Genomic DNA, 12317 nt, shown 5'->3' on the forward strand with positions numbered 1-12317 from the left:
GAGCACATGTACATCGTTACCGGCAGGATCGAGGGCGTGCATCCGGACCTGCCGGTCATGCGCGACCCCGACGGGTTCATCTATTTCAAGGAAGAGGTCGGCGGCCTGGTCATGGGTGGCTTTGAGCCGCACGCCAAGCCGTGGGGCATGAATGGCATTCCCGAAAATTTCGAGTTCGCGCTGTTGCCGGACGATTGGGATCAGTTCGAGATTTTGATGGAAAACGCGCTGGTCCGCGTGCCGCAATTGGCCGAGGCCGAGGTCAAGAAATTCTACAACGGTCCCGAAAGCTTCACGCCGGACAACAATTTTCTCCTCGGCGAGGCGCCGGAACTGAAGAATTTCTATGTCGGCGCCGGCTTCAACTCCATGGGCATCGCCAGCGCCGGCGGCGCGGGCAGGGCGCTGGCGGAATGGATCGTCAACAGCGCGCCGACCATGGATTTGTGGCCGGTCGACATCAGGCGTTTCGCCTCCTTCAACAACAATCCGCGCTGGCTGCATGACCGTGTCAAGGAAACGCTCGGCTTGCATTACGCCATGCCGTGGCCGAACCGTGAACTGGACACGGCGCGGCCGTTCCGCCGCTCGCCGCTCTACGACCGGCTCGCCGCCAAGGGCGCCTGCTTCGGTTCCAAGATGGGCTGGGAGCGGGCCAACTGGTTCGCGGCACCGGGAGAGAAGACCGAGAACGACTATGCCTTCGGCCGCCAGAACTGGCACGAGGCGGTCAAGCGCGAAATGAAGGCGACACGCGAAGCCGTCGCCATCTTCGACCAGACCTCTTTCGCCAAGCTCCTCGTGCAGGGCCGCGATGCCTGCGCCGTTCTCAACTGGATCTGCGCCGGAAATATTGACGTACCGGACGGTACGTCTGTTTACACGGGCGTGCTCAATGCACGCGGTGGCTATGAGAGCGATCTCACCGTTATGCGGCTCGGCGCGGAGAAATTCCTCATCGTCACCGGGTCCGCACAAGCTGTCCACGATGCCGACTGGATCGTCAAAAACATTCCGTCCGACGCGCATGCAATCGTGACCGACGTCACCTCGTCCTACGCGGTGCTGGCGTTGATGGGACCGCGATCACGCGATCTGCTGGGCAAACTCTCCTCGGCCGATCTTTCCAACGCCGGCTTTCCCTTCGCCACCATCCGCGAGATCGATATCGGCTATGCCACCGCCTATGCCAACCGTATGACCTATGTCGGCGAACTGGGCTGGGAACTGATCGTGCCGACAGAATTCGCCGTCGGCGTCTATGAGGCGTTGCATGAGGCGGGCCGTGAATTCGGTCTGCTGGACGCCGGTTACTACGCGCTCGATGCCTTGCGCATCGAAAAGGGTTTTCGCGCCTGGGGCAGGGAGTTGACGCCTGATATCGACCCCTGGCAGGCCGGGCTTGGCTTCGCCGTGGCGATGGACAAGCCAGGTGACTTTATCGGCCGCGACGCGCTGGTTGAGACGAAGCCATCGGCAGCACCGGCAAGACGCATCGTGCTGTTCACGCTCGATGATGCCGAGCCGATGCTGTGGGGCGGCGAACTGATCCTGCGCGACGGCAAGCCGGTCGGCGAAGTCCGCTCGGCCGCCTACGGCCACACGCTTGGCCGCTCGGTGGCGCTCGGCCTGATCGAGAACGAGGCGGGCGTCGACGCTGCATTTCTCACCGGTGGTCGTTTCGAGATCGACCTTGCCGGCGTTCGCCATGCCGCGACAGCACATCTGCGCAGCCCCTACGATCCGAAGTCGGAGCGGGTGAAGGCTGATGCGGTGGAGATCAGGGCCGCCGCTTAATCCGCCGACATCGAGCGCGCCATATCCAGGAAAGCCCGCACCAGTTTGCCGCCGCTGCGTTCACGCAGGCAGATCAACGCCTCGTCCATCAGGGTCTCGGGAGCATCGATGGTGATCGGCACCAGCCGCGAATCCTGGCCGAATTCGGCCGCCGAGACAAAGCCGATGCCGGCGCCCGAGGCGACGATCTCGCGGACGGCTTCGCGGCCCTCGGCTTCGATCGCCGGCCTCAATTCGATTTTCGAGGCGGCTGCGAGATCTTCGAGTTTCTGACGCGTCTTCGATCCACGCTCGCGCATGACCAGTGATTCCTGCGCGAGCTGCTTGAGGGTGAGCGACTTTTTCGCGGCCAGCGGGTGGTCGACGGATGCAAACGCGATGATCGGCGTCGAGTTGAGTTTCAGCACCTCGAAATCGCGCCCCGTCGGCACCTCGCCCAGCACGCCGATATCGGCATCGTAGCTGTAGAGGCTGCTGATCACCGTCTCGGTGTTGCCGGCGCGCACCGAAACCTGCACGCCGGGGTAGCGGGCCCGGAAGCTGCCGAGAATATGAAGCAGATGATGTGCGGCATCGGCGACGATGCGCAGCGTGCCGGAACGCAGGGCGCGGGACTCCGTCAGGAGTTCGAGCGCCTGTTGCTCGGTATCGAACATGCGGTGGGTTATTTCGAGCAATTTCTGGCCCGAATGGGTCAGCGTGACCTGCTTCTTGTTCCGGTTGAACAGCAGCACATCATACTCTTCCTCGAGCTTGCGCACCTGGTCCGAGATCGCCGGCTGGGTCAGGAAGAGCGCCTCGGCGGCGCGAGAAAAGCCACCGCAGATGGCCACCTGGTGAAAGGCTCGCAACTGGACGTAGCGCATCTCCCGTGCCTCCGACACTTCTGAAATCGCCGACATCTTATCATAAGGATTGCTTAGGAAAAGATCGAAAGGAACGATTTGACTTATGTTTTGCCGACCCTCAGCCTGAGCATGGGTCGACATCCCTGCCGGCCGTTGGCACCGGAGGCGTCGCCATGCAATTTTCCATCATCCTGCTGCATCTGGCGGGTGCGGTCATGCTGCTGCTCTGGGCCGTGCATATGGTGCGCCAGGGTGTCGAGCGGGCCTGCGGGCTCGCTTTGCGTGATGCCCTGAGGCAAGCCCGGGGTGAGCGGATCAGATCGGCCGGTGTCGGCACCGTGCTTGCCGTGCTGCTGCAGAGCTCGACCGCCGTCGCTATCCTGGCGGCCGGGTTTGCCGCCAGCGGCATGGTTTCGGTGTCGGCCGGGCTGGCGATCCTGCTGGGCGCCGATCTCGGTTCCGCCCTGGTCGTGCAGGTGCTGTCGTTCGACCTCAGCTGGCTTGTGCCGGCGCTGATCCTGGTCGGCGGCGCGATGGCCCTGAAGTTCGAAGTGGCTGGCATCAGGCATAGCGGGCGAATCCTGATGGGGGTCGCCTTCGTCCTGTTGTCGCTGCATATGATCGGCGAGGCGACCGCACCGATGCGGCAGAGCACCTTGCTGCCACTGGTGATTTCCTATCTGCGCGCGGACTATTTCACCGCCTTTGCCGCCGCTGCCCTGTTCACATGGCTGATCCACTCCAGCGTCGCGGCGATCCTGCTGTTCGTCACGCTTGCCGCGCAAGGCGTCTTGCCGGTCGAGGTCGGTCTGTTCTTCATCCTCGGCGCCAATTGCGGCGGCGCGCTGATCGCGGTTTGGCTGACGCGCGGCGAAGCCGTCGAGGCGCGCCGTATCCCGCTCGGCAATCTGATCTTTCGCGGCACGGCGGCGCTGGCGGCTTTGTTCGCGCTTCAGGCCGTGACCTTCCCGGCGCATCTGTTCGGCGCAACCGAAGGCCGCCAGCTGGTCAACCTGCACCTTGCCTTCAATCTGGTGCTGGTCATCTGCTGCTTGCCGTTCACCGGCATGATGGAGCGGCTGGTCGCCTTGTTGATCGCAGACAGGCCGGTGGCAAAGGCCGAAGAGGGTGGAGACCTGATGTCGCGCCGCACCAGCGCGCTCGACCGCACCGTCATGCGCACACCCGGTCTTGCGCTAGCCAGTGCCACCCGCGAGCTGCTGCGCATGGGCGAAGTCGTCGAGGTGATGCTGCGCCCAGTGATGGATTTCTTCGACGCCGGCACCGGCGACCAGATACGCCAGGCCCAAAAACTCGATGAGGAGGTCAACCGCGCCCATACCGAAATCAAGCTCTACATTGCCGAAGTCAACCGCGGCAGCATGAGCGTAGCCGAAGCGCAGCGCGGCATCGAGCTCACAGACTTCGCCATCAATCTCGAACGCGCCGGCGACATCGTCGCCAAGAACCTGCTCGTGCTCACCCAGGAGCTGCGTGACAAGAACCTGCGCTTCTCACGCGACGGCTGGAGCGAACTGGCCGGGCTTCACAACCGTGTCATGGCCAACATGCAGCTTGCACTCAATGTGCTGGTGTCGAGCGATCTCGATTCGGCGCGGCAACTCGTCGTCGAGAAGGAGCGGATGCGCAGACTGGAACGCACGAGCCACGACCGTCACCTCAAGCGCCTGCAATCGGGAATGCCGCAGAGCATCGACACCAGCGACATCCACCTGGAGGCCGTGCGGGCGCTGAAGGAGATCAACTCGCTGATGGCCTCGATCGCTTATCCCTTGCTGACGCAGAGCGGTGATCTGCTGGAAAGCCGGCTGGCGAGAGGGGCTGCGGAAGTGAGGGCTCCTGCACTGGCCTGAGGACGGATTCCCGCCCGGCATGTCATTACTAAAATCGATACATCGATACAAAATAACGATTTTACAAATAGATCATTCAGGCCAAGAATAAGGCCACATCGAACGCAGATCGAGCGGAGGACAACATGCTCGCCGAGACGAAATTTGCCGCGGAGCCGCTGGCCAGCCCGGCGCTGGGCGAGCCGTATCTTCTGACCCCGGGGCCGCTCACCACGGCCTATTCGGTCAAGCAGGCGATGTTGCGCGACTGGGGATCGTGGGACGGCGACTTCCGCGCCATGACATCGGATATGCGTCGCCGCCTGCTGGCGCTGACCGGGGACAGGAACGATGAGTTCGACTGCGTGCCGATGCAAGGCAGCGGTTCTTTCTGCGTCGAAGCGATGCTGGGGTCGTTCGTGCCCAGGGACGGCAAGGTTCTTGTGCTGGCCAACGGCGCCTACGGCCTGCGCGCCGCGCAGACCATGCAGTATCTCGGCCGCGCCTATACGCTGATCGACAAGGGCGACTATCTGCCCCCGCGCGGCGACGAGGTGGCAGCGGCCCTCGCGGCCGACCCTGATATCACCCATGTCATCGCCATCCATTGCGAGACCAGTTCCGGCATCCTCAACCCGGTCGCTGAAATTGCCGAAGCCGTCCATGCCAAGGGTCGCAAGCTGCTGGTCGATTCCATGAGTGCGTTCGGCGCCGTGGCGCTCGACATCAACGAAATCCGCTATGAGGCGATGGTCTCGTCCGCCAACAAGTGCATCGAAGGCGTTCCGGGTTTTGGCTTCATCATCGCGCGCAAGAGCGAACTGGAGGCCGCCAAAGGCAGGAGCCATTCGCTGTCGCTCGATGTCCACGCCCAGTGGGCGCACCTGAACAAGACCGGCCAGTGGCGCTACACGCCGCCGACGCATGTCGTGGCCGCCTTCCTCGAAGCACTGCGCCAGCATGAGGCCGAAGGCGGCGTCGCCGGCCGTGGCGCCCGCTATACGAGGAACCGCGACGTTATGGTGGCCGGCATGCGCGACCTCGGTTTCGAGACACTGCTCCGGGATCGCTGGCTGTCGCCGATCATCGTCACCTTCTTCAACCCGGCTCATGCCAGTTTCGCGTTCGACCGTTTCTACGACCTGATGAAGGACAAGGGCTTCATCATCTATCCGGGCAAGCTGACCGCCGTGGATTCGTTCCGCGTCGGCTGCATCGGCCAGATGGACGAACATGTCATGCGCCGCGTCGTCGAGGCGGCGGCGTTCTCGCTTCATGAAATGGGCGTCGACACCGCCGCCCCACCCGCCGCGGCACTTGCCGAACGCGCCAAACTCGCCGCCTGAAGCGGCCGACTTCGAGGATATCAGATGAACCAGATGTCTCCCATCAACGTCGCGGTCAACGGCCGCACCTATGCCTGGCCGCGCGTGCCGGCGATCGCCATCTGCCTTGACGGCTGCGAGCCGGCCTATCTCGACGAGGCGATAGAGGCCGGGCTGATGCCGGCTCTGGTCAGGATCAAAGAGAAGGGCACGGTGCGCTTTGCGCATTCGGTCATCCCGAGCTTCACCAACCCCAACAATCTGTCGATCGCCACCGGCCGACCGCCGTCGGTGCATGGCATTTGCGGTAATTATCTCTATGAGCGCGAGACCGGCAAGGAAGTGATGATGAACGACCCGCGCTTCCTGCGCGCGCCGACCATCTTCCAGGCCTTCTACGATGCCGGCGCCAAGGTCGCCGTGGTCACCGCCAAGGACAAGCTGCGTGCCTTGCTTGGCAAGGGCCTCGCCTTCGATGAAGGCCGCGCGCTGTGCTTCTCGGCTGAAAAATCCGACACCACCAGCAAAGCCGAGCACGGCATCGACAATGCCTCGAAGCACTTTGGGCTGCCGGTGCCGGAGGTCTATTCGGCAGAATTGTCGGAATTCGTCTTCGCCGCCGGCGTCCAGCTGCTGAAGGAATTCCGCCCCGACATCATGTACCTGACGACCACCGACTATGTGCAGCACAAATATGCGCCCGGCGTGCCGCAGGCCAACGCCTTCTACGAGATGTTCGACAAATACCTGACCGAGCTCGATGCGCTGGGTGCTGCCATCGTCGTCACCGCCGACCATGGCATGAAACCGAAGCACAAGGCCGACGGCTCGCCCGACGTGGTCTATGTCCAGGATATTCTCGACGACTGGCTGGGCAAGGACGCCGCCCGCGTCATCCTGCCGATCACCGACCCCTATGTCGTGCATCATGGCGCGCTGGGTTCCTTCGCCACCGCCTATCTGCCTGATGGCGCCAACCAGGCCGATATCATGGCCAGGCTGGCCAAGATCGACGGCATCATGCTGGTCGTCGACAGCCCGACCGCCTGCGAGCGCTTCGAGCTTCCGGCTGACCGCATCGGCGACATCGTGCTGATCTCGACCGAGAACAAGACGATCGGCACCTCGGAACATCGCCATGACCTGGCGGCTCTGAACGAACCGCTACGGTCGCATGGCGGGCTGACCGAGCAGGAGGTGCCGTTCATCGTCAATCGTGTGCTGCCGGAATTGCCGAACGAGCCGACGCTGCGCAATTTCGATGCCTTCTATTACGCGATGATGGCGGCGGCGCTGGCGGGCTGAGCCAATGTCGACCCCCACTCCGCCTCGCTACGCTCGGCACCTCTCCCCCGATCGACGGGGGAGAGGAAAGGCGCCAGGGTTAGCCGCGGCTTAGCCTGAAAACGTTGAGGCACTGACCTCGCCTGATTTCCTCTCCCCCGTCGATCGGGGAGAGGTGGCCCGAAGGGCCGGAGTGGGGGTCGAATCCTCCGCGCAACAAGAATCTGCTGGAGCAGAACCCATGACCAAGCTCGACCCCGCCATCAAAGTTCGCCACGAGCCGATGCGCATCGCCGGCAGACGAGTCGATGCCGACGGCGTCGTCGAGGTGCGCTACCCCTGGAACGACACCGTCATCGGCACCGTTCCGGCCGGCCGCGCCGATCACGCCCGCCAGGCATTCGAGATCGCCGCCGGCTACAAATCGAGGCTGACCCGCTACGAGCGTCAGCAGATACTGTTCCGCACCGCCGAGGCATTGGCCTCGCGCCGTGATGAAATCTCCGATCTCATCACGCTCGAGCTCGGCATCTCCAAGACGGACTCGCTCTATGAGGTCGGCCGTGCCTATGACGTGTTCACGCTGTCGGCGCAGATGTGCATCCAGGATGACGGGCAGATCTTCTCCTGCGACCTCACCCCGCACGGGAAGGCGCGCAAGATCTTCACCACTCGCGAGCCGTTGAAGGCGATCTCGGCGATCACGCCGTTCAATCATCCGCTCAACATGGTCTCGCACAAGGTGGCGCCGGCGATCGCCACCAACAATTGCGTGGTGGTCAAGCCGACCGAACTGACGCCGATGACCGCACTTCTCCTGGCCGACATTCTCTATGAAGCCGGCCTGCCGCCGGAAATGCTGTCGGTGGTGACCGGTTGGCCGGCCGATATCGGCAACGAGATGATCACCAACGACAACATCGACCTGATCACCTTCACCGGCGGCGTGCCGGTCGGCAAGATGATCGCCCGCACCGCCGGCTACAAGCGCCAGGTGCTGGAGCTCGGCGGCAACGACCCGCTAATCATTCTCAACGATCTATCGGACGAGGATCTGGCAAAGGCGGCGGACTTGGCAGTGGCCGGAGCGACGAAAAACTCCGGCCAGCGCTGTACCGCGGTCAAGCGCATCCTCGTCCAGGAAAGTGTCGCCGACCGTTTCGTGCCGCTGGTGCTGGAGCGGGCGAAGAAGATCCGCTTCGGCGATCCGATGGACCGCGCGACCGACCTTGGTACGGTTGTGCACGAGAAGGCGGCGGCGCTGTTCGAAGCCCGCGTCCACATGGCTGCCGAGCAAGGCGCCGACATTCTCTACAATCCGGGCCGCCAGGGCGCGTTGCTGCCGCCAATCGTCGTCGATCGCGTGCCGCATACATCCGAGCTGGTCATGGAAGAAACCTTCGGGCCGATCATCCCGATCGTGCGTGCGCCGGACGATGACGAGGCGTTGATTGCGCTCTCCAACTCGACCGCCTTCGGCCTGTCGTCGGGCGTCTGCACCAACTCGTTTCCCCGCATGCAGAAATACATCGCCGGGCTGCAGGTCGGCACCGTCAACATCTGGGAAGTGCCGGGCTATCGCATCGAGATGTCGCCCTTCGGCGGCATCAAGGATTCGGGCAACGGCTACAAGGAAGGCGTCATCGAAGCGATGAAGAGCTACACCAATGTGAAGACATTTTCGCTGCCCTGGTCCTGACCGGACGGCATTGACGGATAGAACAATCGAGGGAGCGTTCGCCGCTCCCTCATTCGCATTTCGGAGACCATGATGGCCGCGATATCTGAACTTGTGCACACCGAAGGCGATTCCAACACCACAGCGGCTCGCGGTCGCTGGGATGCCGGGCAGGGCGATCCGCGGATCCGCGGCCTGCTCGATCGCGACGCGGCCGCCTTCATGCACCAGAGCCTGTCCAGCCCCTGTTTGTCGACGATCGCCAAGGCGCAAGGCATCTGGATCGAGGACACCGCCGGTCGCCGCTTCATGGATTTCCACGGCAACAGCGTCCATCACCTCGGCTATGGCCACCCGAGGCTTGTGGCCGCCATCAAGAAGCAGCTCGATGAGCTCTGCTTTGCGCCGCGCCGCTTCACCTGTGAGCCCGCCGTCGAACTGGCCGAGAAGCTGGCGGCATTAGCGCCCGGCAATCTCGGCAAGGTGCTGTTCACCACCGGCGGCTCGGACGCCATCGAGGTCGCGCTGAAGATCGCCCGCGCCGCGACCGGCCGCTTCAAGACGGTGTCGTTCTGGGATGCGTTCCATGGCGCCGGCTTCGGCGCAGCAAGCGTTGGTGGCGAGGCGACCTTCCGCTCGCACATATCAGGCCCGATGATGACCGGCACCGAGCACGTCGCGCCTTGGGACGGCTATCGCTGCCCCTATGGCCACGATTCCCTGGAAGCATCGGGCCTCGCCTGCGCCAACATGATTGCCTACGTCCTTGGCCGCGAGCAGGACGTGGCGGCGGTCGTCGCCGAACCGATGCGGGCGACGCCAAACCCGCCGCCGCCGGGCTTCTGGAAGCGGGTGCGCGAGGCCTGCGACCGGCACGGCACGCTCTTGATCTTCGACGAGATCCCGACCGGCCTTGGCAAGACCGGCAAATTCTTCGCGCACGAGCATGATGATGTGACGCCTGACATCGTCGTCATCGGCAAGTCGCTCGGCGGCGGCGTCCTGCCGATTGCCGCCATCATCGCGCGCCGCGATCTCGACGTCACCGGTGGCTTCGCGATCGGCCACTACACCCACGAGAAGAACCCGGTGACGACCCGCGCCGCATTGACGACGATCGACATCATCCTGGAGGAAGGGCTGGTCGAGCGCGCGGCCGAACTCGGTCGGCACATGCTAGGGCGCATGCAGCACCTGATGGCGCGGTCGCCCCATGTCGGCGACGTCAGGGGCAGGGGACTGATGGTCGGCGTCGAGCTCGTCGAGGATCGCGATACGCGCCAGCCGGCACGCGATCTCGCCGAGCGCGTCTTCTATGCTTGCCTTGAACAGGGGCTGAGCTTCAAGATCAGCCAAGGCAACGTGTTGACGCTGTCGCCGCCGCTGGTCATTTCGAAAACCGACCTCGACGGCGCGCTCGACATCGTCGAGCGCACGGTGCTGGCGGCCTGACCATGAAGGCCGTGCGCACCGACCGCGAACTCGAATGTCCCGGCATCGACGCCGGCTTGCGGGCGAGGGGGGTCGAACTGGTGACGCTGCCGGACGGCATCCCCGAAGCTGATCTCATGCAGGCCGTTGCGGACGCCGATCTTTTGCTGATGTGCTACACGCCGATCACCGCACGGGTGATCGAGGCGGCTCCCAGATTGAACGGCATTGTCAAATATGGCGTCGGCGTCGATGCCATCGACATCCCCGCCGCGATGCGGCGTGGCATTCCCGTTGTCAACGTGCCGGATTATGCTGAGGAAACCGTCGCCGAAGGCGCCTTCGCGCTGATGATCGCGCTGGCCAAGCGGCTGCCCTCCATCACCGCGGCGGTGTCACGTGATGGTTGGATCTGGCCCGAGCAACGCTGGCTGGGGCGCGACATGTCCGGCGCCACGCTTGGGCTCGTCGGCTGCGGCAAGATCGGCCGCAGCATGGCGCGCATGGCAGGCCAAGGATTTCACGCGCGCGTTCTCGGCTTCGATCCCGGTGTCGATGTCGCAACCATGCGCACCGCCGGCATCGAGAAGGTAGAAGACCTCCACGTCATGCTGCGCGCCTGCGATTTCGTTTCCCTCCACTGCGTGCTGAACGACAGGACGCGCGGCTTGATTGGTGAAGCCGAGCTCGCTTGCCTGAAGCCTTCCGCTATCATCGTCAACGTCTCGCGCGGCGCGCTGATCGACGAGGCCGCCCTTGTCGAGGCGATCATCTCGGGGCGCATCGGCGGCGCCGGGCTCGACGTCTATTCGGTCGAGCCGCTGGCCAAATCGGGCCATCCGATGAGCGCGCTGTTCGGCCGCGACAACGTCATCCTGTTTCCGCATCTCACCTTCTTCACGCAGGGGGCCATGCGCCGGCTCGAAGACGACACGCTCGCGCGCTGCTTCGAAATTCTCGAAGGCCGGCCGGTTACCGTTCGTTCGTTCGACCCGCGGCTGCGGGCGCAGACATCTGGGGTTTCATTCGGCTGACCATCACCATCTCTGCAGCCAATCGCGGGCCTTCCGCGAGGCCGGAATCGAAGCCAGGCCAGCGTTGCGACAGTTCCATGACAACTATCAGGTAAAGTTTGCCTCTCATAAAATAAATAGATTTTACTTATCGATCCTCAGTCCCCAAAGTCGGCACAACGACGAGATCGAACGGTGCCGCATAAGGCTCCGGCCTACAGGCGAGATCGTCACAGTGCATCGCAGAATGTGCCATCAATCAAAGGGGAACTGAGCATGAAATTGCAAAAGGCAACCATAGCTATGGCCTTAGCCGCGTCGCTGTTGGCGTCGTCGGCTCTTGTCGGACCGGCACTCGCCGACGGCGTCGTCACCATCTATTCCGCCGACGGCCTGCATGACGGCAATGGCAGCTGGTTCGAGACCGAATTCGCCGCCTTCACCAAGGCCACCGGCATCACCGTGCAGTATATCGAGGCAGGTTCCGGCGGCGTCGTCGAGCGTGTCGCCAAGGAAAAGTCGAATCCGCAGGCCGACGTGCTGGTGACCTTGCCGCCCTTCGTGCAGCGGGCCGCGGCTGACGGCCTGCTGCAGGACTACAAGCCGGAAGCCGCCGACCAGATCGATGGCGGCACAGACAAGTACCGGCCGCTGGTCAACAACTATATGAACTTCATCTACAACAGTGCCGTCCTGCCGGAAGCGCCAAAGGCCTACAACGACCTGCTCGACCCGAAGTTCAAGGGCAAGATCCAGTATTCTACCCCCGGCCAGGCCGGTGACGGCACCGCCGTCATGCTGCAGATCATCCACGCCTTCGGCAGCGAGGATGCCGGCTTCGAGTTCATGAAGAAGCTGCAGGACAACAATGTCGGCCCCTCCGCTTCGACCGGCAAGCTGACCGCGCTGGTCAACAAGGGTGAGCTGCATGTCGCCAATGGCGATCTGCAGATGAACATGTCGCAGATGGCCGACAATCCCAATATCAAGGTGTTCTGGCCGGCTGGACCTGACGGTGTGCGCTCCACCTTCGCGCTGCCCTATGAAATCGGCCTGGTCACCGGCGCACCCAACGCAGACAACGGCAA

The 12317-nt window shown here is 63.4% G+C and carries 9 protein-coding genes; 8 read left to right on the plus strand and 1 reads right to left on the minus strand.

All coding sequences use genetic code 11. The features are described 5' to 3' along the window. The coding region (locus tag EN925_RS06550) for an FAD-dependent oxidoreductase (protein ID WP_164894148.1) at window positions 1-1797 on the plus strand (1797 nt) is incomplete at its 5' end. On the opposite strand, the gene EN925_RS06555 is transcribed toward EN925_RS06550, so the two are convergent. Next, window positions 1794-2663 carry a LysR substrate-binding domain-containing protein gene (locus tag EN925_RS06555; protein ID WP_013533042.1) on the minus strand — a complete coding sequence of 290 codons (870 nt, stop codon included), beginning with the start codon at window positions 2661-2663 and terminating at the stop codon, window positions 1794-1796. The genes EN925_RS06550 and EN925_RS06555 overlap by 4 nt on opposite strands. A 155-nt stretch (window positions 2664-2818) precedes the next feature. On the opposite strand from EN925_RS06555, the gene EN925_RS06560 reads away from it, so the two are divergent. From EN925_RS06560 to EN925_RS06590, 7 genes are all read left to right on the plus strand, one after another. Then, window positions 2819-4519: a Na/Pi cotransporter family protein gene (locus tag EN925_RS06560; RefSeq protein WP_127369033.1), complete on the plus strand. Its 1701-nt coding sequence runs from the start codon at window positions 2819-2821 to the stop codon at window positions 4517-4519. 125 nt (window positions 4520-4644) lie between these two features. Further along, a complete protein-coding gene (locus tag EN925_RS06565) occupies window positions 4645-5844 on the plus strand; it encodes a 2-aminoethylphosphonate--pyruvate transaminase (RefSeq protein ID WP_127369032.1) in 1200 nt (399 codons plus the stop codon). Between the two features lie 24 nt (window positions 5845-5868). After that, window positions 5869-7128 (plus strand): phosphonoacetate hydrolase, encoded by a 1260-nt coding sequence (phnA, locus tag EN925_RS06570; RefSeq protein WP_127385017.1) that lies wholly within the window; start codon window positions 5869-5871, stop codon window positions 7126-7128. Between the two features lie 220 nt (window positions 7129-7348). Beyond that, complete coding sequence (gene phnY, locus EN925_RS06575; RefSeq protein WP_127369727.1) at window positions 7349-8806, plus strand: phosphonoacetaldehyde dehydrogenase; 1458 nt, start codon at window positions 7349-7351, stop codon at window positions 8804-8806. 72 nt (window positions 8807-8878) lie between these two features. Further along, the gene (locus EN925_RS06580; protein ID WP_127369726.1) at window positions 8879-10237 is read left to right on the plus strand and encodes an aspartate aminotransferase family protein; all 1359 of its coding nucleotides are present in this window, start codon (window positions 8879-8881) and stop codon (window positions 10235-10237) included. Between the two features lie 2 nt (window positions 10238-10239). Next, window positions 10240-11250: a C-terminal binding protein gene (locus EN925_RS06585; RefSeq protein ID WP_013533036.1), complete on the plus strand. Its 1011-nt coding sequence runs from the start codon at window positions 10240-10242 to the stop codon at window positions 11248-11250. 255 nt (window positions 11251-11505) lie between these two features. Next, a partial coding sequence (locus EN925_RS06590; RefSeq protein ID WP_128336416.1) for a 2-aminoethylphosphonate ABC transporter substrate-binding protein occupies window positions 11506-12317 on the plus strand: 812 nt, incomplete at its 3' end.

This window comes from Mesorhizobium sp. M7A.F.Ca.US.006.04.2.1 (assembly GCF_004022915.1).
In the GTDB taxonomy this organism is placed as follows: domain Bacteria; phylum Pseudomonadota; class Alphaproteobacteria; order Rhizobiales; family Rhizobiaceae; genus Mesorhizobium; species Mesorhizobium ciceri.